A 26123-nucleotide genomic window follows, 5' to 3' on the forward strand; every position below is an offset into this window, starting at 1 on the left:
TAATACCTTGTCCAAGTGCGGCTTGCTGCAAGAAAACGGATACATCCCGGAGTAAATGACAGAGGAGACCTGCTCCCCTGCAACTGAAGCTGTAACTAGCTCTTCACGGCTCCAAGCGTCATGCCTTTGACGAAATATTTCTGAATAAACGGATAGACCATCAGGATGGGCACAGTCACAACAATCGTAATCGCCATTTTGAGCGACTCCGGCGAGACCTGGTTGGAGGCCATTGAAGCAATATTGGAGCGGTAATCACCGTTATTGCCACTGGTTGTGGTCTGCAGAACCTTCATCAGTTCATACTGCAGCGTGGTCAGATGAGGGCTGGACCCGTTATACAGATACGTATCAAACCAGGCATTCCATTGGCCCACGGCCAGGAACAATGAGATGGTCGCCAGCGCCGGCTTCAAAAGCGGCAAAATGACACGCAAGTAGATCGTGAAATCATTAGCCCCGTCCAGCTTCGCGGATTCCTGCAGCGCATAAGGCAAGCCGTCGATAAAGGAGCGGATGACGAACACATTGAAGGCACTAACCAGACCAGGAACAATGTAGACTGCAAAAGAGTTCATCATGCCCAGATCCTTGACCAGCATGTAAACCGGGATCATACCTCCGGATATATACATGGTCATCGCCAGAAATGTCGAAACGAACTTGCGGCCTTGAAAGTCCGGACGGCTGACGGTGAATGCCAGCATTGAGGCGCTGATCAACCCGAGCAGGGTTCCGGCTACGGTCCGTAAAGCGGATATCTTGAACCCTGTGACCAGCCCCGAGAAGGTGAAAATCTTCAAATAATTGTCCCAGGTAAATTCCCGGGATAGATTGTGATGCCGCCGCGTACACTGTCCACTGAATCATTCAGCGAGATCGCAAGCACATTTAGAAAAGGGTATATCGTGACTACAATCACGATTAGTACCACGAGATACACGATGAAGTCAAAAATCCGGTCTGCCCACGACTTTCCTGTAAGAGCTGTATTTCCCACAATAATATTCTCCTTTCACGAAAAGGCAATTTGCTGCCACGATTGGTTAAAGGGACCTTGTCTAATTACAGAAGGCTCTCTTTGGTTGTGCGTTTGAAGATTCCATTAATCGTAAACAGCAGAATTACACTGATCACAGAGTTGAATATATTGATCGCGGTACCGTAGGAATATCTCGCCATGCCCAGCCCGTATTTCAGAGAGTACAGATCGAGCACCTGCGAATAATCGGTAACGAGGTTGTTCTGAAGTAAGAATTGCTTCTCAAAGCCGATATTAAGCAAGTTCCCAATCGACATGATCAGCAGAACGATAATGGTCGGGCGGATACCCGGCAGTGTAATATGCCATACCTGGCGGAGCCTGCTGGCACCGTCCACCCGGGACGCTTCGTAGAGCTCAGGTCCGATACCCGAAATAGCCGCAAGATAAATGATCGCGTTCCATCCGGTTTCTTTCCACACATCCGATAAGGTAACGATTCCCCAGAAGAGATGGCCCTGGGCCATAAACTGGATAGGCGAGTCTATAAATCCTATTCCTAACAAGATATCGTTTACAAGACCATTTTCACTGGACAGCATTTTGGTTACAATACCAGCCGCAACCACCCATGATACAAAGTGGGGCAGATACGAGACGGTCTGAGCAAACCGTTTGAAAATGCCGAGGCGGACCTCATTAAGCAAAATGGCAAACGTTATCGGGAAAATAAAGCCTGCGACCAGGCCCATTCCGCTCATCGCCAGCGTATTGCGCAGCGCCAGAAGGAATTGCGAATCGCTGAACAGCGTCCTAAAGTGGTCAAAGCCCACCCATTCTTGTTCAAAAAAGCCGCGTGCGGGCTTGTACTTCTGGAACGCCATCGTCCAGCCCCATAACGGCAGATAGCTGAAGACGAATGCCCAGATTACAAACGGGATCGACATCATCCATAAATACTTCTGATTCTTAAAGTTTCTCCAAAACCGTCCTCCTGAAGCAGGCTTTTTGTTGCGCATTCGGGAATCCGGCGGGATTGGAGCAGTTGCTGTGTCCGCTTTCATAAAGCCCCCTCCTCTCTATGTCTATTATTCTAGAACGCTGTAAGCGATTGCAGTACCCTATAAATTTGATCTAAAATCAGATAGAAATTAGAGATTTGAGAACGCCCCCCGTGAACCCTACGGTAACTCTTTAAGTGGAAAAAGGTTACCTAATTTGCCGGAGTACCCTATCCTCGGGCAGATGAAGTGGAAAAAGGGACACTAATTCAGCTCATTTCGCCATTGGACAAGAAAAGTGGCCCAATTAAGTTTACTTTTTCCACTTAAAGCTCAGGATTTTTTAATTTCCGGAAAAATAAGTTCCCTTATTCCAACTAGCACCTGCGTAGAAGCCGGTAAACAAGTGTTAGTTGGAATTAGGATATCTATATAAGTTGAACTTTATTTTTACATTGTGGGGTACAATCGTAACTACGGGTAATGTTTGGACTTCCAGCCGCTGTTGTCCCCAAATTTCTTGATTGGAACCGCCTTTTGCGGTTGAAATCCGGTGACAAAGGCGGACGCTACCGCTCTTCCAGTTCCAAACTTCCCCTCCGCACTTCTACCCTTTTTATGAATTTTTCAAGTTCAACTTATATAAACCGACGAATCCCTCAGAACTCGGCCTTCAACACTCCAACAACAAAACATATAAATCTCTCAAAAAAGCAGCCCGGCTGAAATAGCCGGACCGCTTTTTTCCAGTGCAAACGCACTCAGTTATTTTTGCGGAAGGAACTGGGGAGGTCCCGACATATTTACGGAACTTGGCGTTGAAATAATCAGAGTTCATGTAGCCAACCTTCTCGGCCACTTCATATACCTTCATCCCCTGGGCTAAAAACTCTTTGGCTTTCTCAATCCGCACCTTATCCAGGTAAGTGTTGAAATACTCGCCGGTGGTATTCTTGAACATCTTGCCCAGATAGGCACTGTTATAACTGAACAACTCGGATAACGTCTCCAGCTTCAGGTTCTCGTTATACCTGCGCTGGATCAGCTCCGTAATTTTCTTGATCTCGTTCCCCTTGACGCCGCTGGTCATCTGCCCTGCGATCTCAGCCAGAAAGGCTACGGACTGCTCCTGAAGATCCTCAAGATAGTGGCTCTGGTACAGCTCTCCAATCGGCGGAAAGTGCTTGGCTGTATTATTGCGGATCTCCGGGTATACCGGCTCCAGCCTGGCTAATACCGTGCTGAGAATGCGCACGAAGGTGTCTTTGATCTGCTGCTCCTCTCCGCCTGCGGCGATCAGTCCGGCGCTGATCGCCTGTACCAGCGGCTCAATGGCCGCCCGGCTTCCGGTTTCGACGGCCAGCAGCAGACGGCTCTCCGCATCCGTCACCTGCTCTGTATCCGCTTCCCCGGAACCAGGGAACAACATCTCTGATGGATCTGCAGTAAGCATCCTCCCTTTGCGATAAAAGAAGGCCCGCCGCAACAAGGCACGCGCCGCATTGAACGATTCCGCTGCTTCTTCCGGCCGGGGAACCGCCCCTCCCGCAGCAGCGGTGAAGTTGAACCCGCATGGGCAGATCAGCCCGGCGAGCTCATCAATCAGGTGCTCCCGGCGCATCCCATCCTGCAGCGGCTCCTTCAGCAGCAGGCCGATATACGGCGGCAGCGTAAAAAACAGCCGGTCTCCGCTGCCGGCGAAATGCTGCTCCACAGCAGCAATGATCTTCCGTTCTTCCTCTTCGTTGGCATGGGCAGGCGCAAGCAGCTCTATCAGAACCACCTCCACACGGCCGGGCGTTAGGCCAAGCGCAGCGGCCTGCTTGCCCGGATCGTCCGCCCCGGACTCTTCTGCCGGCGGCTGCAGCAATGCACGCAGCAGACCCTCCCGGTTGCGGGTGGGCTCCTCTTCGTTCCAGCGGCTAAAGCGGTCTTCCCTGTCAATGGTTTCCCGCAGCTCCTTCAGGAGGGAGATCATCTCCTCCTCATCCACCGGTTTCAGCAAATACCCGTCGATCCGGTAGCCAATCGCCCGCTTCGCATAATCAAAATCGGCATGCCCGCTTAAGATCAGCACATGGCTTGTCGAGCCTTCGTTCCGAAGCTCACCGATCAGCTCCAGCCCGTCCATTCCCGGCATGCGGATATCCACCACAATCAGCTCGGGATCATGGATATGGTATTTTTCAAGGGCCTGCAAGCCATTAGCCGCCGTGGCCACTACCGTAAATCCCAACTGTTCCCATGGAATCAAAGCTCTCAGGCCTTCACGCAGCTTGGGCTCATCATCCACAATCAGCACTTTAATCATCATTTTGCAACCTCCATTGGGATGCGGAAGGAGATCCTGGTGCCTTCGCTCGGATGGCTCTCGATCGTCAGTCCGTACTTCTCACCATAGGACAGTTTTAAGCGGTCATGCACATTGCGCAGACCAATCCTTGCCCCTTCCTGCTCCTCCTGAGTCTCCAGCGTAATCCGTATCTGCTCCAGCCTGTCCCGTGTGATTCCTACTCCGTTATCTGTAATCGTAAATACGGCATGATCCTGCTCATACCGGATCTCCACCGTCACCACCGCCCCTTCCAGGGTGTTGTCCAAGCCATGAATGACCGCATTCTCCACAAGCGGCTGAATGATCAGCGGCGGCATGGAGAGAGATTCTATGGCCGGATCTACGATAAAATGATATTTTAACCGCTCTTCATAGCGGAATTGCTGAATCTCCAGGTAACATCTGACCATATCCAGCTCCTGCTTCAGTGTAACCTTGCTGCGCCCGACTTCAAGGCTGCTTCGCATCATTTGGCCGAGAAGACGGACAACCCTGGCAATTTCCTGCTGGTTTTTCATATGGGCTTCCATGCGGATCGACTCCAGCGCATTGAATAAAAAATGGGGGTTGATCTGGCTCGCCAGCATTTTGAAGCGGATATCATTCTGCTTCTGCTGCAGCAGGCTGTTCTGCTCATTAGATACCTGCACTTCAAGCATCAGGTCATGGATACTGCGCACCATGGAATTGAACTGCCGCGCGAGCAGCGCAATCTCATCCTTGCCGTCAATTTGCAGCGAGGTGTCAAAATCCCCTGTGCCCACCCGGTTGATATGCTTGCTGAGATGCAGCAGACGTCGGGAGAAGAGCGAAGAAAAGCTAAAAATCAGCAGGAAAGCCAATACTACGCTGATGGCGATGACCGAAAGCGCCAGCCGGATAATCCGGTTGGGTTCTTTGACAATGCTGTCAATGGAAAAGACTGAGACGACCCTTAGGGCGTTGCGGCTGGCCTGCGGACTCAGCTCATCAATCACAATTTGGGATGGCTCCCCGTCCACTACTGCCTCATAGCTGCCGCTCCCCCGCCCCAGCAGTTTGGTATCAAACGAGATATCGGCCAATGTCTTGCCTTCCCGTTCTTTCCGGTTCGAGGCAATAATATTGTTCTGGTCATCCACAATCATGGTATCAAATGATTCCTGGTTCAAAATGGACGTCAGCTTATTGCTGTTGACATTGATGACCAGCACTCCGGTTTTGCTGGACCCCTCCAGCTCTATTTTGCGGACAAGACTTAAATATTTGTGGTGATCCCGCTCGTCTTCAATATATTCCCAGCCTACCAACCCCTCATACCGCTGTGCGCGCTGATACCACTCGCTCTCTTTAATGGCCGGTGAAGGGTTAATCAGCTCCCAGTTATTAAGCAGTGAGGAGTTGTCCGTATATAGACGAATATTGCTGATCTCCGAATACAGCCGTAGGTATTCCCGCACATCTGTATAGTCCTGGTAAGCCTTCACCACTTCATAAATACTCTCATATTTTCGGACGGCCAATCGTTTCAGCCGGGTATCGTTGTTCAACCGGTAGGAAATATCCTGGGAGACACCAATAACCTCTTCCGTTCTTTTGCGGACCCGGTCTACGTTAGTGGAGGCTTGCTCCAGGGCATTGTCAAAGGCCATCGTCCTCATCTCAAAAGTCAGATACCCCCCTACCAGCAGCACGGGCAGCAAGGTCACCCCAAAAAGGCAAGCAGCAGCTTATTACGGATTTTTATATCATTCATCAACTTGACGAACCAGTGAAACATGGCTTTACGCCTCCCCTGACCCTCTTTTTCCCGGTAAGGCTACTCCCTTGGAATACACATACATTACAGAAATTCGATGAAAACGGCAACAAAAAGCCCTCCGCGCGTAGCGAAAGGCTCTTGGGATAAAGTGAAGCAGCCATTACAGCACGCGGGAAGCTATTTCCGGTAAGCCGCCAGTTTGTCGTTAAGTTCACGGGTTTGGCCGTATACTTGCTGATAGAGATGAAACAATCCGTCATAGACTTCAGCCTGCTGCGCATTGGGTTTGTACACTTCCGCAGGACGGATGAAGGCCTCTGCGCATTCACTCAGGGAGGCAAACCAGCCGCTGCCGTAAGCTGCAAGCATTGCCGCCCCCATAGCCGGTCCCTGCTCGCTCTCCAGCTTGATAATCGAGGCATTGAAAATATCCGCCTGCATCTGCAGCCAGGCTTCATTTTTGGCGCCGCCGCCGATGGCTACAACCTCGGTGATTTCCTTGCCGGAATCACGCACGATATCAATTGATTCACGCAGCGAGAACGTAATCCCCTCCAGCACCGAACGGGTGAAGTGGGCCAGCGTATGGCCGGCATCCATGCCGATGAAGCTGCCGCGGATATTCGGGTCAGGATGCGGGGTGCGTTCGCCGACAATATACGGTGTGAACAGCAGGCCGCCGCTGCCGGCCGGAATGGAGTCTACGCCTTGAAGCAGTTCATCAAAGCTTTTATCCCCGGCAAAGGTTTCCTTGAACCAGGTAAGGCTGTAACCGGCAGCCAGCGTAACGCCCATGATGTAATAGGCATCCTTCTCTCCGTGGTTGAAGAAATGCACCTTGCCTTCCAGGTTCAAGTCCTTGTTGCTCTCATAAGACAGCACCACCCCGGAGGTGCCGATGCTGCACATGGTCCGGCCTTCGCCAAGAATGCCGGCACCAAGTGCGCCGCAGGCGTTATCTGCGCCGCCGGCGAACACTTTGGTGGAAGGCAGCAGGCCGGAAGCTTCGGCAATCTCGGGCAGCAGTGTGCCGGTCAGATCGAATGATTCCACTAGCTTTGGACAGAGTGAGAACGGCAAGCCGAAGGCCTCCGTAATTTCGGCGCTCCAGGTTTTAGCGCCCACATCCAGCAGCAGCGTACCTGCCGCATCGGAGTAATCCATGGCATAGTCACCGGTCAGCCGGTAGCGCACATAATCTTTCGGCAGCAGGAACAGCGCGGCCTGTGCCAGCACTTCAGGTTCATTCTCCTGCACCCACACAATCTTGGGCAGCGTGAAACCTTCCAGCGCACGGTTTCTGGCAATCCCGATCAGCTTGCTGCCGAGTGTCTGCTCGATCTTCCGGCACTGCGCCGTAGTCCGGGTATCGTTCCAGAGAATGGCCGGACGCAGCACCTTGCCTTCACGGTCCACCAGCACCAGCCCGTGCATCTGCCCGGAGAAGCTGATGCCGTCTACCTGCGAAGGGTCCACGCCTGATACTTCGATCAGACGGCGCAGGCTGACCAGTGTGCCCTGTACCCAATCCTCAGGGTTCTGCTCGCTCCAGTTCGGCTGCGGGCGGCTTAAGGGATACGATTCGGAATGCTCAAAAGCCACCTTCCCCTGCGGGTCTACCAATACTGTCTTTACCGCACTGGTACCAAGATCGACACCGATTACATATTTCATAGTTATCCTCCTAAAAGTTTTGCGAGCTTCTGCTTCTTGAATTTACTTCAAGCAAAACTCGCTTCGGAAGCATTTGCTTAAGTTTTGCGAGCTTCTGCTTCCTGAAATTACTTCAAGCAAAACCCGTTTCGTAAGCATCTGCTTAGTTATATGAAGCGTTGCCTGTCTATTCATCAAAAAAGGGGCTGCCGAAGAATGCTCTCTTCAGCAACCCCCGTTGCGTTAATGTTTCAGGCTTGACCTAAGTCCCGCTCTTATTGCTCAGCAAGGATGTATTGGTTGAGTGTGGCTCTCAGCAGTTCTTGACGCCCGGACTCATTCTTGCGCGGATTCTCATTGTTCAGCGCATAGTCAGCCAGCGAAGCCAGCGTGGCTTTGCCGGATACGATATCAGCGCCAACGCCTTCAGTGAAGCTGCTATAGCGCTTATCGATGAAGTTCTCAAATACGCGGTCTTCAAGCAGCTTGGCAGCCACTTTCAGGCCTTTGGCATAGATGTCCATACCGGAGATGTGGGCCAGGAACAGATCTTCCGGCTCAAAGGAAGGACGACGTACTTTGGAGTCGAAGTTGATTCCGCCTTTGCCAAGTCCATCGTTCTTCAGCACTTCATACAGCGTCAGGGTAGCATCATAAATGCTTGCAGGGAATTCATCGGTATCCCAGCCGAGCAATGGATCGCCCTGGTTGGCATCAAGGGATCCCAGCATGCCGTTGATGCGGGCTACGCGCAGCTCATGCTCGAAAGTATGGCCGGCAAGTGTCGCATGGTTGGCTTCAAGGTTCAGCTTGAAGTGCTTGTCGAGATTATATTTCTGCAGGAACGCAATCGTTGTTGCTGCATCGAAGTCATATTGGTGTTTGGTAGGCTCTTTTGGTTTAGGCTCGATCAGGAATTGGCCGTCGAAGCCGATTTCCTTGGCATAATCTACAGCCATGCTGAACAGGCGGGCAATGTTGTCCTGCTCCAGGCTCATGTCGGTATTCAGCAGGGTTTCGTAGCCTTCACGGCCACCCCAGAATACATAGTTGTCTGCGCCCAGACGTTTACCCACTTCCAGGCCTTTCTTCACTTGTGCAGCAGCGTGTGCGTATACATCAGCATTGCAGGTGGAGCCTGCACCGTGCATGTAGCGCGGGTTAGTGAACATGTTGGCAGTGTTCCATAGCAACTTTTTGCCGGAAGCCTTCATGCCTTGTTCAAGGATATCTACGATAGTATCGATGTTGCTGTAGAATTCACGCAAAGATGCGCCTTCAGGAGCGATGTCCACATCATGGAAGCAGTAGTAATGAAGGTCCATCTTTTCCATGAATTCAAAAGCTGCTTCCGCACGGGCTTTCGCTTTGTCCAAAGTGCTGAGCTTATCCCAGGCCCGGACTGCAGTTTCTGCGCCGAACGGATCGGAACCGCCAGCGGTTAGTGTATGCCAATAAGCCATTGCAAACTTCAGGTGCTCTTCCATGGTTTTGCCGGCTACGATTTCTTTCGGGTTGTAGAATTTAAATGCGTAAGGGTTGGTGGAACGGCTTCCCTCGTAAGAGATCTTGCCTACAGATTCAAAATAAGCCATTGTGAAATCCTCCTCGATATTTTGCTTCGCCCGCAAGCGTTTACAGCATCATCTTAACACATCTTTTTGACTTTGTATATTGGTTAAACAAAGTTTTTTGCAACTTTATTTTCTTCTGGCATGGCCTCCGGCCAGTCCCTTCAATTACGCGATTCTCTCTGCAGACTGTCTGCTAATCATGAACATAAAGTACCCCTGAGCACTGCTCGCTATGCGTCTGCCGCAGCAAGACTTGCAGTCCCACAGCTGATAGACTCTCCATCATGCTTCTCCCTCGCTGTACCTGGTGCCGTAACCTTTCAGAATAAAAATGCTGGTGCTTGCCTGTTGCATTTTCGCGCGCATCACACTAGACTAAGTGGCATACTGTACATGAGAACGTTGCCAAGAAGGAAGTGTAAGACGTGAAGGTTACCGGTGATCAGGCGCTGGTCAAAAAAATCAACAAATCGATTATTTTACATACGATTCGCAAGCACTCTCCGGTATCCCGGGCCCGGGTATCCGAAATGACGGGGCTGAATAAGGCCACCGTCTCCAACCTCGTCGCTGAGCTTTGCGGACAGGAGCTGGTTACCGAAGCGGGGCCGGGAGAATCAAGCGGCGGCCGCAAACCGCTGATGCTGCATTTCAACAGCATGGCCGGCAGTGTAATCGGCATCGAGCTGCAGGTGAAGCAATTGAAGGCAGTGCTGTGCGATTTGGGGGCAGCACTCTTCAGGAATTGGACTGCCCGCTGGAAGTCCACGATCTGCCTTATGTCCTGGAGAAAATGAAGGGGATCATTTCAGAGCTGATTGCATCCGCCCCCTCCTCGCCTTACGGCATTGTGGGGATTGGGGTAGGTGTGCCGGGAATGGTCGATGAGCAGGGCATGGTGCTGTTTGCACCCAATCTGGGCTGGGAAATGGTTGATCTGCGGGCCATTCTGGAGCAGTCATTCGCAGTCCCCGTCACCATTGACAACGAGGCTAACGCGGGAGCACAAGGGGAACTGAATTTTGGCGCAGCGCGCGATGTGCGCCATCTGCTCTATATCAGTGCAGGTTCGGGGATTGGTTCTGGAATCATTATTGGCGGAGAGCTGTACAAGGGGGCCCGCGGGTATGCCGGAGAGACCGGCCATATGACCATAGAGGCCGAAGGGAAACCCTGCAGCTGCGGCAGCCGGGGATGCTGGGAACTGTACGCCTCGGAGAGAACCTATGACAATCCCGGGCTGGCGCTCCCCGCCCGCAGTACAACCGAGCTGGTCCGGTATGCACGTGAGGGACAGGAGGACACGCTGCGCCATTTCACAACCATCGGCGAATATCTCGGCATTGGGGTAACCAATCTGATCAACAGCTTCAACCCTGAGCTGATTGTGATCGGCGGCGCCCTGTCCGAAGCCGAGCCCTGGCTCGGCGAGCCACTGCGCAGAGTGGTGGCCGAACGGACGCTTCCTTACCATAAACAGCAGCTCGAAATCACCTTCTCCCGGCTGGGCAGCCGGGGAACCATGATTGGAGCAGGCTTTTCGGCAGTGATGCATTTCCTGGGGAACATCCGCGTGACGCTCTAGAGCAAATTGACGTAAATTCGCCGCAATTACGGAAGAATCAGGTACAGTCAAAGGAAGATCAATCCTATATAATAAGGGATAAAAGTGTGATATATGTCACCATACCCCTTTTTCTGAACGGAGAGAGTCCATGACCTATGTTGATACGTCTGATATTTCGGCGCAGATGTTCATCACTGTGCTGCTGCTGCTGCTCATCATCGCTCCACTCATCAGCCTCGGCGTTCTCCGGCTGTTCCAGTCGAGGAAGAAATCGGGACTGCTGCTCATTGTCAGCGGAATTGCCGTGTATGCCCTTTTTCAAATCATTATGTACTTTACTTAAGCTTGCAAATACATCACCCACAAATAGACCAAAGCCCGATGCTTCGGTCAAAAGGCCTGTGCAAGGGGCCAAACCTGCAACAATGCATTGAAATAACGGGCGCCGGAGCTCCAACAACGGCATTTCTGCCGTTGTTTTGCAGCTCACCTGGCGCCGGGGCTCCAACAACAGCATTTCTGCCGTTATTTTGCTGCTTAGCTGGCGCCGGGGCTTCAACAACAGCATTTCTGCCGTTATTTTGCTGCTTAACTGGCGCCGGGGCTCTAACAACGGCATTTCTGCCGTTGTTTCGCAGCTTACCGGGCGCTGGAGCTCTAACAACGGCATTTATGCCGTTGTTTCGGTTTTTGCCGTCATGCTCAAAAGATGCTTATCCCGCTCCGCCAGGTGATGCGGACAGGAGATCCGCTATTGAGGCGAATCAGGCGATTCAGCAGCTCAAACGGACACAGAATCATTAGCGTTGCATAAACACTGACATTAACCGCAATGACAATTGAATTTAGTGATTATTTTCACAATATATTCAGTCAAGAAGAAAATGAACGACCTTTCTTAAGCGTAGGTCATTGTCATCCATATTATTCCATAACACTCTTTATTTGTTGTTCTTGTTCTGCTCGATACCCGCTTTTTTCTGCTTCCGATCCACGATCCGTTTTTCGTTGACTGCTTTGGTGTAGGCTACTGGATGGTCGAGTGTCGGTGTTCTGCGCTTCGCCCCGGTCTTTCTTCGTCCTTTGGACGTTCGGGTCGGCCTTCGATTGAGCTCCTGGATGAATTCTTCCCACGTGTGCTCTTTGGCCGCATGAATTCGTAATCGTTTGAGGACTTCCCATTCTGTTTTCTCCGGCGCTTGCGTGTAACGAATGTACAGTGTCAGCGCATGGGCAATCAGAGAGAGGTACAAATGATTCCAGATTCCCTGCGGCTGGGTACTTTGCAAGCGAACCAACCGCAGATGCTGCTTCAGCCACTTAAAAAAGAGTTCGATCAGCCACCGGTGCTTGTATATCTCTGCGATATCTTCGGCGGAGGCCTCCCATTGCGTGGTCACAATTCGGTACAATCGTCCCTTTTCATCCGTAAATTCGACGAGACGAACGCGTTGCTCCATCGCCGTATATCCGCTCCCCATTTGGACGGTGGCGTCCCGCAGGATGCGGCTTCCTTCCGGAACGGGGTGCTCGTGGAGCACATTGGCTTGATGGTGGTCGGCGATGCGCATCACAAAATTCAGCCCACCTTCAATCCAGCGGTCCATCCGCTCGTAGCATACGTACCCGCGATCCAGGACATAGGTGACCTCTTCCTCGTGCAGCAACAGATCCGATCCTTCGTAGTCACTCACATTCCCCGTGGAAGGCACCATGTGCTGAACGAAGGTATGTTCCGGGGAAGTCACCGCGTACGAGACATGAATTTTAACGCCGCAGCGGTCCCGCGTCACCCGGGCCCAGTCAGACAAAAAGGCAGGAAGTTTCAAGCAACTGGCATCCACAAGAAGTAACCGCCCGACTCGCTGAAGCAGCCCGCTCGAGGCAGGACGGGACAGGTTTTTGATAAGATGGGTTAGGGCATAAAACAGATGTTCCAGCAAGGCCGTAGGCAACTGATTCATCCGCCGGCTGACCTGTGAAGCACTAATGCTTGGAAGCCCTAGGAGTTCCTGCAGATCAGGGGAAGCGTCGAGCTGCCACGCATACTCGCGGTAGGATTCCCAGCGCAAAAGATGAGCGGTTACCGAAAGCTGCAATAGTGCGAGGGTACGCAGCTTTTTTACCCCATAGTCCAAAGGGACGCAAGTGGGGGACAAGGTAGGCAATAAAGAAAGGCATTGACGAATGACGGTCATTTTAGGTATGTTATCCATGGTGAGTCTCCTTTTGTAAAGTTGGGGTTGGATAACGACCTACATCTTTACAATAGGGGATTTTTCAGTTTATGCCCATGAAAATAAAATAAAATTTCACAAATATAGTTAATTTATCTAAATCAAATGTTGTGGGAGCTTTTATGCAACGCTAGTGACACAGAATCCGCTATATGACCTATTCTGCCTCATTCTGTGCTTGAATTAACGATATAACGGCTGAGTCCGAATCCGCCCGGAAAGCAGACTTTTTTTGCAAAATAGGGGCTTCTCTGTCCTCTTCATCCCGCAGCTGTCCCCATTCCTCATCCCGGTGATACGTACCGGCTTTACTGCAAAACATCAAAGCGCATATTCCGCTTGGCTGCTGACCGGCAGAACACAGTCGAAGCGCTCCACGCCCGGATCCTTTTCACCGAGGCTGGTGACCACAAATCCGCTTTTTCTGAAAAAGCCCGCGCCATCAAGGTCCGTCTCTGCCCGCAGCATATCATTCCCTCTGCATCTCCGGAGCTCTTCGACCATTGCCCGGCCAATGCCGCGGCCCCGCAAGCGGGCTTGTACAGCAATATGCAGGAGTCCGACCGCCTTCCCCGGTTCATGACGGATGCCGGCCAGACCGGCCAACTCGCCATTTACGAAGGTGCCCAGCAATTCCCGGGAATCCCGGTAAGATACCGGTCTACTTCTTCTGCGATCTCAGCAGCCCCGGCCTTCATACACTCTGCCAGCAGCCGCTCTACTGCATCTCTGTCCCAATAATTCTTTAAGCTGATTAACAAATTGTCCCAGCTCCTTTCAGCAAAAATACAAGGAATAATAAATAGCATGAAGCAATCCGCTGCTTATAATTCGAGAAAGAAAAGACCGCTTCCGGTGTGGAAGCAGCCTTTTCCCTAATGCAGGCTATTAGTGGAAATGATTATACGTTCGCCAATGCCTTGTCGAATTGGGTTTTGTTCATGCCGACGATCTTGAAGTCGCCAATGACGGTGACTGGCACAGCTCTCATCCCCATATCCCAAACCTGCTGGGCATAATCATCATTCTGTTCAATGTTGCGCTCCTCGTAGGAGATGCCCTTCTCGCTCAGGAAGCTTTTGACCTGACGGCAATGCGGACAGTTGGTTGAAGTGTACACAATTACATTTTCCATAGTAAAATCTCCTCCTAAAAGTTTTGTGAGCCTTGCTTCCTGAATCAGCTTCGTACAAAACTCGCTTCGGAAGCATAGTCCAAGTTTTGTGAGCGTTGCTAATATATCAATGTTCTATATTGTAGCACTACAGTTCCTGTTATACCAAGTTAGGTGTTACAGAATTACCGCGCTGTGCTCCAGGCTCTCAATGTACTTCTCGGCATCAATAGCAGCCATACATCCGCTGCCTGCTGCGGTAATCGCTTGTTTGTAACGGGTATCCTGCACATCTCCGCAAGCGAATACGCCGGGAATGTTGGTTTCCGAGGTGCCTGGATTCGTCACGATATAGCCATTCGCATCCGTTGTAATCTGTCCGCCCAGGAACGCTGTGTTCGGATGGTGCCCGATAGCGACGAATACACCGCTGGCTTCAATGAACTCTTCTTCTCCGGTCACATTGTTAAGCACCTTAATGCCGTTCACGCCTCTGTCGCCGGAAGTCACTTCCAGCGGGGTGCGGTTGAGGCTCCAGGCCACCTTTTCGTTGTCGCGGACGCGGTCCTGCATGATTTTAGAGGCACGCAGCTCTTCACGGCGGTGAACAAGGGTTACTTTTGAAGCAAAACGGGTCAGAAAGCCTGCTTCCTCCAGCGCTGAATCACCGCCGCCAACCACTACGATCTCCTTGCCGCGGAAGAAAAAGCCATCGCAGGTCGCACAAGTGCTGACACCGCGTCCGATGTTGTCCTGCTCACCCGGAATACCCAGGTATTTGGCCGTTGCACCCGTCGACAGAATCAAGGTATCCGTAGTCAGCGCGCCCATTCCTTCCACATTGAGCTTAAACGGACGCTCGCCCAGTTCTACACTGTTGACCCAGCCTGTCACAAACTTGGCACCGAAGCGTTCAGCCTGCTTGCGCATATTGTCCATCAGTTCCGGACCCATGATCCCGTCAGGAAACCCCGGAAAGTTCTCTACTTCAGTAGTTGTGGTAAGCTGGCCTCCCGGCTGAGGACCTTCAATAACCAACGGATTCAGATTGGCCCGGGCCAAGTAGATGGCTGCAGTCAATCCGGCAGGTCCGGTACCAATAATGATTGATTTATACATGACTATATCCTCCTTGAGATGGACGGCTTAGGCGCCGGTTTATATTTCCTTAATTAAAATTATTATAATGTAGTACTAATTATGCTCACCTTAAGCGAATCTGTCAATATGCCAGACACAATGTAATCGCTCCATTTTGTGAACAATTCAATTTTAAACAATTAAATTTCTGGAATTGGCAAAAAACTTGGACACTGCCGCCCTCACCGCAATAATCTCAGTCCATTGAGGATGACCAGAATCGTGCTGCCTTCATGGCCAATAACACCGAACGGAAGGGCAATTCCCTGCAAAAAGTTGCTCAGCATCAATGTAGCGATTACGGTCACGGCAAAAACCATATTCTGCTTCACAATCCGCTGCGAGCGGCGGGCCAGTGTAATTGTGGAAGCAATCTCTTCAATATTGTCGTTCATCAGCACGACATCGGCGATTTCAAGCGCTGCGCCGCTGCCCTTCATACCCATTCCTATACCAACCGTCGCTGTGGCCAGTGCCGGGGCATCATTCACCCCATCGCCCACCATAACCACATTCCCGTATTGGTTACGCAGTGCCTTGATATGTGTTACTTTGTCCTCAGGGAGCAGTCCTGCAAACACCAAGTCTACACCGGTCTGTCCGGCAATCACTTCCGCCGTCGCCGCGCGGTCACCGGTCAACATGGCTACTTTTACACCCAGCTCCTGCAGTTTGCGAACCGCTGCAACGGCCTGCGGCCGCACCGTATCCTGCAGCGCAATCATCCCGGCAATCTTTCCGCCGTCAAGAATCAGCGACACCGTCTTGCCTTCCTTCTCCAACTGCCGCCGCAGCGCTTTCCACTGCTCATCTCCGCCCTCATTCCGTTCATCCAGCAGATTGGACTTGCCGATTCTCCACAGCCGCCCTTTGATCAGCCCTTCAATCCCCCAGCCGGTAACAGACGTGCTTTCTTCAATCACATGAAGCACAAGGTGCTCCTCCTCGGCCTTGCGCACGATCGCTTCCGCCAGCGGATGGCGCGACAGCTTCTCAATCGAGGCGCTGACTGCCAGCAGTTCATTCCGGTCATATCCTTCTCCGGCAATAAAATCAGTTACCTGCGGAAGTCCCTCCGTCAGTGTGCCGGTCTTGTCAAAAGCCACCACCGAGGTTTTCGCCATGTTCTCCAAATGAACGCCGCCTTTGAAGAGAATGCCTTTACGCGCACTTTTGGAGATGGCCGACAGCATCGCCGGCATGATGGAAGATACCAATGCACAGGGAGAAGCTACTACAAGAAACACCATTGCTTTATAAAAGGCCGCGCTCCAGCTCCAATCAAGCAAAAATGGCGGCAGAGCAATCAGAGCTGCCGTTGCGGCAACCACTACCCGGGCATAAATCGACTCCAGCCGTTTGATGAATCGCTGCGATTCCGGCACCTCGGTTTCCGCTTCTTCGACCATCTTGATGATTTTGGCAAAAAGAGTGTTCTCCGCCGACTTGGTCACCTCTATATAAAGAGGGCCTTCTCCATTGATGGTTCCGGCAAATACATCGCTGCCCGCGCTTTTCTCAACAGGCAGGGATTCACCCGTAATGGAGGCCTGGTTAACCGCGGATTCCCCGCGATAGATCGTACCGTCTGCCGGAATAATCTCTCCCGGACGGACAAGCAGCTGATCGCCGACCGCGAGCAGATCAATCGCAACCTCGCTCATGCCGCCTTTTTCAATCCGCACAGCGGTGGCCGGCTTCAGGGCCATGAGCGACGAGATATCTTTTTTGCTGCGTTCCATCGTATAGCTCTCCAGTGCTCCACTCAGAGCAAAGATAAAGATCAGCATCGCACCTTCGTTCCAATACCCGATTGAAGCCGCGCCCAGCGCGGCGGCAATCATCAGCAGATTCACGTCCAGATCCCGTTCCTTCACCAGCGTCTCGACGCCTTCCTTTGCCTTGATCCAGCCGCCTACCGAGTAAGAAACAATATACAGCAGGATGGAAAAAATCTCCGACCAGCCGCTGACCGCCCAGGCAATAAGCAGAAGCAGCCCGCTGCCAAGTGCTGCCTGCATTTCAGCATTGCTGAGCATAGCCTTGGGATCGAACCGGCGCGGCCGCGGGGTGCGCGGCTGCTGGGCGCTGCCTTCGCGCGCCAGGGATTTAGGCAGTTGTTTGGATGTCGCTTGCATAGGGAAATCACTCTCCTGTTTCATTTTCGGGAATTGCTTAGAGAAACAAATGCTTGGGTAAATACTCCGCTGCTTCTCCTGCTGACAATACATGCTGACTGAGAATAATCGTGTCCTTACTGAGAATGAGAGCCATTATTAAGGCCCTTAAAATGACACATGCTGCCCCGGCTCAGCCGGGACAGCATGGTAAATGAGAATGATAATCGTTGTTGCAATTGTACAAATTTATTTCCTCAGCGCAACTTGTAGCTATAATATACCATGATCCGCGAAAAAGTAAAGCAGGAGACTAACCTGAACATTTGGGAGGTTTAAAAAAGGCATCCCGGACCACTGATTAGCGGCTGCCGGGATGCCTTTTTTTGCTGATGTTTATTGTCCGTGAACTTGCAAGGGCTACAGGATAACCTCTACCTTAACCCTAGCCTTTTCCGGGTAGGCGGGCACTACGTTGCCTTCCAGCCGCTGGCCATCCACACGGATTTCCTTCACACCCTTGCAGCTATGTGAGCTGTTGGTTACAGAAATCTCGTAGAGGCAGCCGCGGAATCTCCGGTTCACCGTGAAGCCTTCCCACTCCGAGGGAATACACGGATCAATGGACAGCCCCTCCAGGACAGGCTTAATGCCCATAATATACTGGGTAGCGGCAATATACATCCACGCGGCAGTACCGGTCAGCCAGGATACGTTGGCCAGTCCGAACTTATCCGATTCCGGCCCGAACAGATTGGAGGCATAGACATACGGTTCTGCCTTATAGCGCCATATTCCGGCCTGCTCCATAGCGACGTTCGGAATCAGCTGGCGGTAATACTTGTAGGCCTGATCTCCTCTACCCAGCATACATTCCGCAATAATGGCCCAGGTATTGGCATGGCAGAAGACCGCGCCATTTTCACCCGTGCCCTTGTTGTAATTGGTCAACGGGTCCGCAGGATCAGGGAAAGTGGTGATGGAAGGATGCAGCTTCTTAATGCCCAGCTCCGTATCCAGAATATCACGCACGCTGTCCATAGCCTGCACGGCTTTGTCTGGCTCGGCCATGCCGGACAGGGTGGCCCAGGTTTGCGCGTTGAGCCAGATTTTGGCCTCGTCGTGCTCATCCGTACCGAGGAAACGCCCGTCATCCATCACCGCCCGCCGGAACCACTGCCCATCCCAGCCCAGCGTGTTCACCAGGTCCTTCTGTTTCTCATACATAGCTTCATAACCTGCTGCATGCTCCGGATGGCCGGATGCCGCTGCCAGATCCTTCATGCGCAGCAGTACTGTCCCAAGCTGCATCGCAGTCCAGATGCTCTCCCCTTTGCCCTGGCGGCATACACGGAAAAGCTGGTCGTTCCAGTCCGAACGCAGCATTAACGGGAAGCCGTTCGGTCCCAGCCGGGAGGCGGTAAAATCGATAGCCCGCTTCAAATGCTCATACAGCGTGCCCTCACCGCCGTCATAAAAGGGCAGGCTCTCCTGCAGAAATCCGGCATCCCCGGTCTCGGCGAGAATGTCCCATACCGCAAGCGCGGTCCACAGATGGTCATCGGAATGAATGCTGGTCACCGGGTCCCAGCCCTCATTCGGGAAGAAATAATGGTTCACATGCCCATCCTGATATTGCTGCCCCAGCAGCAGGCGGACCTTCTCTTTCGCCGCCTCCGGATCAAACGGGGCTACGGCCAATATATCCTGCGCGGTATCCCGGAAGCCTACACCCCGGAAGGTGCCGGTGGCATAAAAGGAAATATTGCGTGAGAAGAGGAAGTTCCGCTGGGCCTGATACGGGTTCCAGATGTTGAGCATCCGCTGCGCATCTGCATCCGGCAATTCACAATTCCAAGCGCCCAGATAACTGTCCCAGTTCTCTTTAAGGGCCGCATAGGAACGTGCGACAAAATCCGCCTCCCGCGAATGTTCAATAGCCTGCTCAACTTCCGCTTCATTCATCGCCGTCCCCAGGAAAAAGTTCACGGTCCGGGTTTCACCGGGCTGTAGAGTCACCTGTACCTGGAGCGCGCCGCAGGGGTCACCGCCCAGGAGCGTTGAGCCCGTACAGCCTCCCTGCTCAATGGCCGCGGGATTGGATTCACTGCGGTAGCTGCCGATAAACTCTTCACGGTCGCCGTCATAGCTGTGCAGCGGCGTATCGGACATCATGTATACCAGCGGCGTCTCCTCCGGCTTCGGCTGATTCTCGACACCGTATTTGTAGACCAGCGCTTCCTTGGGGTGGTACTGCACCGATACCTGATGTTTGTTGTAGCACTGCCACTGCAGCTCGCGCATGAATTCCATCATGCCAAACTCGGCGTAAGCATACACATTCAACACCTTCACCGCCGGGCTGTTGTTCGTCAGTGTCAGATTCCAGATCAGCGAGTTCTCATAGGGCCCGACAAAATAAACTGTCTTCGCAGCGACCTCATCCTCCTGAGCCTCGAAACGGGTATACCCCAGGCCGTGGCTGCTGCTCCATTCCTGCGGCTTCTGGAAGGCAGGCTCATAGGTAGGACACCAATAACGCCCCGTTCCGGCATCCTGGAGGTATATATAAGGGCCGGATCGGTCTGTCGGCAGATGGAAAAACCGGTAGCGGGTAATCCGCCAGATCTGCGGAGATTTATAAAAAGCGACCCCGCCGCCCGCATGGGACAGCATGGTATGAAACGTGCCGTTGGACAGGTAGTTCATCCATGGTGTCGGCATGTCATGACGTTTGAACTCGACTTCCTTCAGTTCGTCGCGGAACGTGAAATACTGGTCAAGCTGCTGCTCGCGGACAGCCGCTGCGCCTCCGGCAGTTTTTACTTCGCCCTTCTTGTGCTCTTTAGAGCCGGATAGGCCGGCAGGACTTGCGGGTCCGGGTTGCTTCATCATAAATTTGGCTCCTCTCGGGGTTGGAAAATGCTCACTTGGGCTCTACCTCATCCATCGTCAGCCGGTACTCCAAATCGTTCATATAAGTACCGTCGCTGTTCAAGAACACCATGCCGAAGGCAAAATCCTCCCGGCCGCCCTGAACGATGGCAATCAGCCGGTTGATTCCGCTGCTCAGCCGGATCTCCTTCTCCGGGGCTGCAACCTGTTCCCCGTTCATATAAATCACGAAGGCATTGTCCGATTGAACCCGCAGTCTGCCGGTGCGGACGTTTCCAGTCCGGCTGTCCTCAGACAGTGCCGGGAGATGCACAAAGCAGCTCAGGAACACCGGACAGCCTGCCGGGTCCGGAATCAGCAGTGTTCCGTCGGTGCGGCGTTCTTTTTCTTCATCCAGCCGTACAGCCCCTCACCCAGATTGTTCAAGGAGAATTCGGGGTCGGTATAATAATCCTTCATGGCCTGATAGTCCACATACGGCGGACAAGGCAGCACCATTGCAGTTTCCACCGCCCATTCCGCATCCCCTTTATCACGGATCAGCAGTTCATCCGCGAAGGCGGCGCCCATATTCCCCAGCAGGCGGGTGTAGAGCCGTTGGCTTTTGTCGCTGTCCGCTTCCGTGAGCAGCTGCGAGCAGATAATTTCTCCCTCGCCTGCCGCGATCCGGATCAGAAAGTCTCCGGGTTCACGCGCCTTGCCGCGGTTCAGCTCGACCAGCGCCAGTCTGCTGTATTCTGCTGTGTGCTGCCCGGCAAAATAATCCTTCCAGGCTGTTCCCTCCACGCTGGTGCACAGCACCTCAGCGTCCGGCACTTCCAGCCTGTGCAAGGCCAGCTCCCGGTTCACTACATCCCGGGGCGAGAGAAACACCTTGTCGAACCCGAACAGGTCGACAGGGCTGATTCCGCGGACGGCGGCGTGTACGTAGTCCGCCTCCAGATGGTACGTCCCGTGCGGCGCGATGTGCACGGGACGGTCCAGCAGGCGGGCGAGCGCCTCCTGCCCGCCGGGCTCTGCCGGCAGCACCAGCACCCTGCTGCCGGCACTTGCAGCCTGCCGGACGGCCTCAGCCGCGCCCGGCCCGTTCAGCAGCCCGGCCTCCACCACGAGGAGGCCGGGACTCAGGCTGGATAAGCCTGCGGCGCTATCCAGCCAAGTGCCCTTGAGGCGAAGCTTGCGGAGCAAGGCTTCCGCCGGACTGCCGCTGCGGACCCATACCGCAGCGGGCACCGGTGCCGCAGCCGCGGGGACCGCGCGGCCCGCATAGCGGAGCAGGCCCCGCAGCAGCAGGCAGGCCTGGGGAACCCGGTGGAGATGATCCATAATCTCCAGTTGGTTCGCCAGGAACATTCCTGCACCGTTCCGGTATTCCAGAAGCGGCGACCACAAGTCCCCGCCGTCGCCGAAATCACCGCTGCTGCATTCCAGCAGCAGGGTGAAATCCCCGGTTACCGGCTTCTCAAAGGCTGCCTTAATGATCGGCAGCGGCCCTTCCTCACGGAGCTCCTCATGCCAGAACATCAGGTCCTCGTCTCCAAGACCCTGAAGTACAGGATGTTCATAGCTGCCCGCCTGGGCGCGGATGAACTCTCTGCGTACCAGGGGAAGCTTGCCGGGGAGAGATGCTGCTGCTCCAGCAGCAGCAGCCTGCCTCCTTGCTGCACAAAACCTCTCAGCTTCCGGTCCAGCCCCCCGTCCTTATCCGGCATTTTACTGCCGACAATCAGCAGAACGCCGCCGGGCAGCTGCTCTATGGCTTCAGGTTCTATGCGGTCCAGGCCAGGAACCAGAACTTTAATTACCTCATAGTCCCTATCAGAGCCTGTATAAACAGCGGGCAGCTCCAGTGCTACCGGAGCAGTCTTGCAGCTGCCGGACAGCAGCCTGTAGCTGAGACTAAGCTCATGCTTCAGCTCCCCCCATGGAACAGCCTGGCCGCGAGCACAGCTTCCCCTTCACCATCGACGGAATCCGGCATCCACTCCAGCCGGATACACCGCCGTTCAGCAGGCTCTTGCCGGAAACTGAAGGCCCGCGTATGAACCACGCGTCCGTCCTGCTGAACGGTGCATTCAATGGTTACTGCTTGTTCGGCCAGCGTATCGTTATACACATCAAAGCTGCGGCGGATCGGCGAGTCGTCGAAAAAGCAGCGGTTATACTCGGCAGCTATCATCGTGACCGGTTTGAACGCCTCCGCCATGATATCGAAGGAGGGGTTGACCCGATACGCCGGGTATTCCTCCGGCAGCAGTCCGTTGTTCAGTGAAAGTGAGTATGCCGGAATAAGCACAGGCTTGGGTCCTGGTTCCGTCAGATCCGCAGGCGGCAGAGCAATATCCCGGTCCGGCATCGCCCGCATGAAATAATGGACGAAGTTGAAGGTGGAGATGCCGGACACCCCCTGGCGCCGCGCATATTCCACGAAGAGCCGCTCCTTCTGGGCAAGCCCGGCAGCACTAGCGTCCGTATCGCGGTATGCCCCAAGCCCCACGTACATGCTGCTGTTCTGCGGGCAGATGTACCACCAGCCGCCGTGTTCACCAAAGGTGAGCGGAACCGTACGGTCCCATTGGGAGATCGTTCCGTCAATGTTGTAGTGCCGGCTCTCTACCTCCGTAAGCTCCTTGGGGAGCAGCCGGTTATCCCCTTCGACCATGATTGGGCGGGTGGAATCCAGGTCCCGCATCAGCTTCATCAGGCCGGGAATATGCTGCTTGTAGCCGTCCCTGCCGTCGACCCAGCGCATCTCGTTCTGCACACTCCACAGGATGACGGAAGGATGGTTTTTGTCACGCTGCACCAGCCGCTGCACATGTGCCCGGCAGTTGGCTATGAAATCCGGATGATTGGCATCCATCGATTTGCTGGAGCCATAAATCGCGGTTTCATCGACGATAAGCATCCCTTCCTCATCGGCAATCCGCAAATAATCGGACGGATACGGTTCGGCATGCAGCCGGACGCTGTTGACGCCCGCCTGTTTGCACATGCGGTACCAATTGCGGATATAGCCCTCTGTCTGCTGCGCTGCACCCTGGAAGTGCCAGGAATCCCCGCGCAAGTTAACGGGAGTTCCGTTCAACATAAACTGCGGACCTTCACACCAGAATTCCCGGAAGCCGAACGTTTCGGTGCGGCGGTCGAGAATTTCCCCTCCTGCCCGCAGCTCAAGCTCCAGTTCATACAGATTAGGAGTTTCGGGACTCCACAGCCTGGCGTCCGGCCACGGCAATACAAACCGGGCTTCCTGCCACTCCCTGTTGCCCGCGTTCTCGCATAATTGCCGGCCGTCTCTTGCCTGCAGAGGTACGGCTTCTGCGCCAGCTTCTGCTTCAAGCACCGGCAACGTCCCTGGTTTCCGGTCTTTTACCTTAAGGAACACCTGCAGCGGTTCCCCATACGCGCTGCCGGATTCCGTACCAATAAGCGCGTCCACCTCCAGAAGGCCTTGGCGGAAAAAGGTGCGGATCGTAATATCCTCCAGCGTTACAAGCGGATAGCTTTCGAGGAATACATCCTGCCAGATTCCCCTTGCGATTCTGCCGAACCAGGAGCCTGCAAGCCCCGTAATCTTCCTGTCCCCGGAGGGCAGCACCGTTTGATCAAAGCTTCCGCAGACCACATGCAGGTGCTGCTCCTCACCCGGCTTCACCCGTGAGCTGATATCCAGCCGCAAGGGCAGATACCCGTCCTCCCAGACGGCGATCCGCTCGCGGTCCAGATAAACCGCCGCCTTCTGCATAATCCCATCGAACCGCAGGATAATCCGCTGCCCCAGCATAGCCTCAGGCACCTGGAAGGACCGGTGCAGCACACCAGCCTCCGCCGCATCCCATTCCCTTGGATAGCCGTATACATCAAAGGGCATGAAGCCATACTCTGCGACCTCTCCGAACTTTTTGCCTGATGGCTGCGGATAGCCATGGCGCCAGCTGGAAGGAACCTGTACCTTGCGTGCCTCATACACCAGCCTTTCCGGAAGAGTCCGGTTGAGGGGCTGGCCGTAAAGCGGCATGAAATCCCATTCACCGTTCAAACATATCGATGTGCGCATTCTGTTCACTCCTCTTTTTTGCCTGCGGGGGCGGCTACGTTTAGCACCATAGTGAGCTTTTTCCAAATTTCCTGGTCAGGCAGCGCATCCCCCCACTTGATAAAATGCGGCTCCATAACTTCCCCCCAATGCTCCGGCCTGAGATTCGTTGTCAGCTTGCCGGAATACGGCACGGGTTCCACCGTCGCGGGCAGCTCGGAATAGAAGAACAGCAAATTCTCATGAAGCCCGATGATTCCATACTTGTCCCCGTCTCCAGGACGCTCCTCCTGATACTGATAATGGTAATAGACATAGCTTGAAACCTGCTCCGGCTTCAAAACAGCCACCCTTCCAAAGGGTGTTCTTTCCCCTTGGCTGCGCTTCCAATACTCCCTGGAAACAGGCTGCTGATAATGAAAAATATCCATCATGGGCACCCACCATCTCGGCTTTTCCCCGCCCGGCCAGACCTTGAGCAGTTCCCCGTTATCCGCCAACAGCTTCTCCGGTTCATGCAGCTCTCCGCCGCATTCATAATAAAGGAACAGCTCTTTGCCGCCCTTAAATATGCTGAGCCGGGTTACGTCCAGCAATTCCATACGTTCATTCAATTGTGGAAGCCGAGAGGGAAAAAGGACTCCGGAACTCCGCCTTCCCTGCACTCGCCCCTGTATAAACAGCGCTGCATAAGCACCCTCCAACTTTGTGTCATCTACCTCTTCAGATTAGCGCATCCGGCCGGCCTGTTCCTTGACGATCAGGCCCTTATTTAGCATAATAACGACATGACAAATAAACTTTTTGCACGGGATTTGGGACTGGAGCCCGGCTTTACTTTCCGAATTCAGAAATGCCCGCTTACCCATGACTATTATGTTCACTCCCATGACTTCTCGGAGCTGGTGGTTATTCTGGAGGGGAGTGCGATTCATATCATCGAAGGAAGGGAGTATCCCGTTTCTGCGGGACAGGTATTTTTTATTCACAGCGATATCTCCCACGGCTACAAAAATGTGCAGAATATTCAATACGTCAATGTAATGTTCCATCCCGATCAGCTGCTGCAGCTGCCTGAGCTGAAGCTCCTGCCGGGATTTCAGGCCTTATTCTATCTGGAGCCGTTCTTCCGCAAAGAGATGTTCTTCAAAGGGATGCTCTCGCTGGAGCCAAGGCAGCTGGATGAGGTGAACCTTTTGCTGGACCGGATTCTGGAGGAGCATGACCGGCAGTCGGACGGGTACCGGCTGATGATCCGCACCTATTTCACGGCGCTCGTCGGCACCCTGTCACGGTATTACCGGCAGAATGGCGGCGGGACGGAGAACAAGGCGCTGCGGATCGGAGAGGCGATTACCTATATTGAGGAGCATTTTTTGCAGCCTGTCTCTTTGCAGGATCTGGCCGATCTGGCCTATATGTCGAGGCGCCAGTTCCTCCGCGTGTTCACCCGGAATTATCACACGACGCCCATGGATTACATCATCCGCAAACGGCTGGACTACTCCTGCACACTGCTGCGCAATCCGGAGCTGTCCATCTCCCAAGTGGCCATGGATAGCGGATTCCGGGACCATAATTACTATTCCAGACAATTCAAAAAAGTGTTCCTCTGCACACCTTCCGAATACCGGACACATAAGGCCGGGCTGTGACGTGACGGCAGGCTGGAACTAGAGCCATAAGTGGATTTGAAGGCTGCTGCTGAAGAAAAAGTTCGGGTAAAAT

Annotated in this window: 21 protein-coding genes and 2 pseudogenes; 4 read left to right on the forward strand and 19 right to left on the reverse strand. The window is 53.5% G+C overall.

Annotation, left to right across the window (positions count from 1 at the left end):
* Window positions 1–95: 95 nt before the first annotated feature.
* From JI735_RS04480 to xylA, 6 genes and pseudogenes are all read right to left on the reverse strand, one after another.
* Window positions 96–1000: pseudogene (locus tag JI735_RS04480) on the reverse strand (carbohydrate ABC transporter permease).
* 65 nt (window positions 1001–1065) lie between these two features.
* Window positions 1066–2046 (reverse strand): ABC transporter permease, encoded by a 981-nt coding sequence (locus JI735_RS04485; protein ID WP_039838434.1) that lies wholly within the window; start codon window positions 2044–2046, stop codon window positions 1066–1068.
* A gap of 610 nt (window positions 2047–2656) precedes the next feature.
* On the reverse strand, window positions 2657–4297 hold the full coding sequence (locus tag JI735_RS04490) for a response regulator transcription factor (RefSeq protein ID WP_202677106.1): 1641 nt from the start codon (window positions 4295–4297) through the stop codon (window positions 2657–2659).
* Window positions 4294–6006, reverse strand: a complete 1713-nt coding sequence (locus tag JI735_RS04495) for a cache domain-containing sensor histidine kinase (protein ID WP_325175575.1) — start codon at window positions 6004–6006, stop codon at window positions 4294–4296. The genes JI735_RS04490 and JI735_RS04495 overlap by 4 nt, the downstream gene beginning before the upstream one ends.
* Before the next feature lie 230 nt (window positions 6007–6236).
* Window positions 6237–7733: a xylulokinase gene (gene xylB, locus JI735_RS04500; RefSeq protein WP_039838440.1), complete on the reverse strand. Its 1497-nt coding sequence runs from the start codon at window positions 7731–7733 to the stop codon at window positions 6237–6239.
* Between the two features lie 254 nt (window positions 7734–7987).
* Window positions 7988–9307 (reverse strand): xylose isomerase, encoded by a 1320-nt coding sequence (gene xylA / locus JI735_RS04505; protein WP_020426827.1) that lies wholly within the window; start codon window positions 9305–9307, stop codon window positions 7988–7990.
* Between the two features lie 404 nt (window positions 9308–9711).
* Here xylA and JI735_RS04510 point away from each other — a divergent pair.
* The 3 genes and pseudogenes from JI735_RS04510 (at window position 9712) to JI735_RS04520 (ending at window position 11587) form a co-directional block, all read left to right on the forward strand.
* Window positions 9712–10871, forward strand: a pseudogene (locus tag JI735_RS04510) (ROK family protein).
* 130 nt (window positions 10872–11001) lie between these two features.
* Window positions 11002–11196: a hypothetical protein gene (locus JI735_RS04515; RefSeq protein ID WP_039838442.1), complete on the forward strand. Its 195-nt coding sequence runs from the start codon at window positions 11002–11004 to the stop codon at window positions 11194–11196.
* A gap of 136 nt (window positions 11197–11332) precedes the next feature.
* Complete coding sequence (locus JI735_RS04520) at window positions 11333–11587, forward strand: hypothetical protein (RefSeq protein WP_039838443.1); 255 nt, start codon at window positions 11333–11335, stop codon at window positions 11585–11587.
* A gap of 207 nt (window positions 11588–11794) precedes the next feature.
* On the opposite strand, the gene JI735_RS04525 is transcribed toward JI735_RS04520, so the two are convergent.
* From JI735_RS04525 to JI735_RS04565, 13 genes are all read right to left on the reverse strand, one after another.
* Window positions 11795–13069, reverse strand: a complete 1275-nt coding sequence (locus tag JI735_RS04525) for an IS4 family transposase (protein ID WP_202676497.1) — start codon at window positions 13067–13069, stop codon at window positions 11795–11797.
* Window positions 13070–13247: 178 nt separating this feature from the next.
* On the reverse strand, window positions 13248–13412 hold the full coding sequence (locus tag JI735_RS35305; protein WP_233476248.1) for a hypothetical protein: 165 nt from the start codon (window positions 13410–13412) through the stop codon (window positions 13248–13250).
* Window positions 13412–13723, reverse strand: a complete 312-nt coding sequence (locus JI735_RS04530) for a GNAT family N-acetyltransferase (RefSeq protein WP_202677108.1) — start codon at window positions 13721–13723, stop codon at window positions 13412–13414. Before JI735_RS04530 ends, JI735_RS35305 begins: the two co-directional genes overlap by 1 nt.
* A complete protein-coding gene (locus JI735_RS04535; RefSeq protein ID WP_202677110.1) occupies window positions 13705–13851 on the reverse strand; it encodes a hypothetical protein in 147 nt (48 codons plus the stop codon). The genes JI735_RS04530 and JI735_RS04535 overlap by 19 nt, the downstream gene beginning before the upstream one ends.
* A gap of 140 nt (window positions 13852–13991) precedes the next feature.
* Entirely contained in the window at window positions 13992–14225 is a 234-nt protein-coding gene (locus JI735_RS04540; protein WP_020426831.1) for a glutaredoxin family protein, read from the reverse strand.
* Window positions 14226–14381: 156 nt separating this feature from the next.
* The gene (trxB, locus tag JI735_RS04545; protein WP_039833977.1) at window positions 14382–15323 is read right to left on the reverse strand and encodes a thioredoxin-disulfide reductase; all 942 of its coding nucleotides are present in this window, start codon (window positions 15321–15323) and stop codon (window positions 14382–14384) included.
* 203 nt (window positions 15324–15526) lie between these two features.
* Window positions 15527–17482, reverse strand: a complete 1956-nt coding sequence (locus tag JI735_RS04550; RefSeq protein ID WP_039833975.1) for a heavy metal translocating P-type ATPase — start codon at window positions 17480–17482, stop codon at window positions 15527–15529.
* A gap of 399 nt (window positions 17483–17881) precedes the next feature.
* Window positions 17882–20356, reverse strand: a complete 2475-nt coding sequence (locus JI735_RS04555) for a GH36-type glycosyl hydrolase domain-containing protein (RefSeq protein ID WP_039833974.1) — start codon at window positions 20354–20356, stop codon at window positions 17882–17884.
* 31 nt (window positions 20357–20387) lie between these two features.
* Entirely contained in the window at window positions 20388–20687 is a 300-nt protein-coding gene (locus JI735_RS35310) for a hypothetical protein (RefSeq protein ID WP_233476249.1), read from the reverse strand.
* A gap of 23 nt (window positions 20688–20710) precedes the next feature.
* Window positions 20711–21880 (reverse strand): TroA family protein, encoded by a 1170-nt coding sequence (locus JI735_RS35315; RefSeq protein ID WP_233476250.1) that lies wholly within the window; start codon window positions 21878–21880, stop codon window positions 20711–20713.
* Complete coding sequence (locus JI735_RS35320) at window positions 21880–22068, reverse strand: hypothetical protein (RefSeq protein ID WP_233476251.1); 189 nt, start codon at window positions 22066–22068, stop codon at window positions 21880–21882. Before JI735_RS35320 ends, JI735_RS35315 begins: the two co-directional genes overlap by 1 nt.
* 200 nt (window positions 22069–22268) lie before the next feature.
* Window positions 22269–24416, reverse strand: coding sequence for a glycoside hydrolase family 2 protein (locus tag JI735_RS35325; RefSeq protein WP_233476252.1), 2148 nt, complete (start codon window positions 24414–24416; stop codon window positions 22269–22271).
* Between the two features lie 5 nt (window positions 24417–24421).
* The gene (locus JI735_RS04565; RefSeq protein WP_233476253.1) at window positions 24422–25009 is read right to left on the reverse strand and encodes a hypothetical protein; all 588 of its coding nucleotides are present in this window, start codon (window positions 25007–25009) and stop codon (window positions 24422–24424) included.
* A 174-nt stretch (window positions 25010–25183) separates the two neighbouring features.
* On the opposite strand from JI735_RS04565, the gene JI735_RS04570 reads away from it, so the two are divergent.
* Window positions 25184–26050, forward strand: a complete 867-nt coding sequence (locus JI735_RS04570; RefSeq protein ID WP_051051646.1) for an AraC family transcriptional regulator — start codon at window positions 25184–25186, stop codon at window positions 26048–26050.
* Window positions 26051–26123: the final 73 nt, after the last annotated feature.

Source organism: Paenibacillus sonchi (genome assembly GCF_016772475.1).
Classification (GTDB): domain Bacteria; phylum Bacillota; class Bacilli; order Paenibacillales; family Paenibacillaceae; genus Paenibacillus_AQ; species Paenibacillus_AQ sonchi.

Excerpts from the sequence above, each read along its gene's own strand:
- JI735_RS04485 (WP_039838434.1), bottom strand. The coding sequence starts at position 2,046 with ATGAAAGCGGACACAGCAACTGCTCCAATCCCGCCGGATTCCCGAATG.
- JI735_RS04490 (WP_202677106.1), bottom strand. The coding sequence starts at position 4,297 with ATGATGATTAAAGTGCTGATTGTGGATGATGAGCCCAAGCTGCGTGAA.
- xylB (WP_039838440.1), bottom strand. The coding sequence starts at position 7,733 with ATGAAATATGTAATCGGTGTCGATCTTGGTACCAGTGCGGTAAAGACA.
- xylA (WP_020426827.1), bottom strand. The coding sequence starts at position 9,307 with ATGGCTTATTTTGAATCTGTAGGCAAGATCTCTTACGAGGGAAGCCGT.
- JI735_RS04515 (WP_039838442.1), top strand. The coding sequence starts at position 11,002 with ATGACCTATGTTGATACGTCTGATATTTCGGCGCAGATGTTCATCACT.
- JI735_RS04525 (WP_202676497.1), bottom strand. The coding sequence starts at position 13,069 with ATGGATAACATACCTAAAATGACCGTCATTCGTCAATGCCTTTCTTTA.
- JI735_RS35305 (WP_233476248.1), bottom strand. The coding sequence starts at position 13,412 with ATGTTTTGCAGTAAAGCCGGTACGTATCACCGGGATGAGGAATGGGGA.
- JI735_RS04540 (WP_020426831.1), bottom strand. The coding sequence starts at position 14,225 with ATGGAAAATGTAATTGTGTACACTTCAACCAACTGTCCGCATTGCCGT.
- trxB (WP_039833977.1), bottom strand. The coding sequence starts at position 15,323 with ATGTATAAATCAATCATTATTGGTACCGGACCTGCCGGATTGACTGCA.
- JI735_RS04550 (WP_039833975.1), bottom strand. The coding sequence starts at position 17,482 with ATGCAAGCGACATCCAAACAACTGCCTAAATCCCTGGCGCGCGAAGGC.
- JI735_RS04555 (WP_039833974.1), bottom strand. The coding sequence starts at position 20,356 with ATGATGAAGCAACCCGGACCCGCAAGTCCTGCCGGCCTATCCGGCTCT.
- JI735_RS35315 (WP_233476250.1), bottom strand. The coding sequence starts at position 21,880 with ATGTTCTGGCATGAGGAGCTCCGTGAGGAAGGGCCGCTGCCGATCATT.
- JI735_RS35320 (WP_233476251.1), bottom strand. The coding sequence starts at position 22,068 with ATGCCGGATAAGGACGGGGGGCTGGACCGGAAGCTGAGAGGTTTTGTG.
- JI735_RS35325 (WP_233476252.1), bottom strand. The coding sequence starts at position 24,416 with ATGCGCACATCGATATGTTTGAACGGTGAATGGGATTTCATGCCGCTT.
- JI735_RS04570 (WP_051051646.1), top strand. The coding sequence starts at position 25,184 with ATGACAAATAAACTTTTTGCACGGGATTTGGGACTGGAGCCCGGCTTT.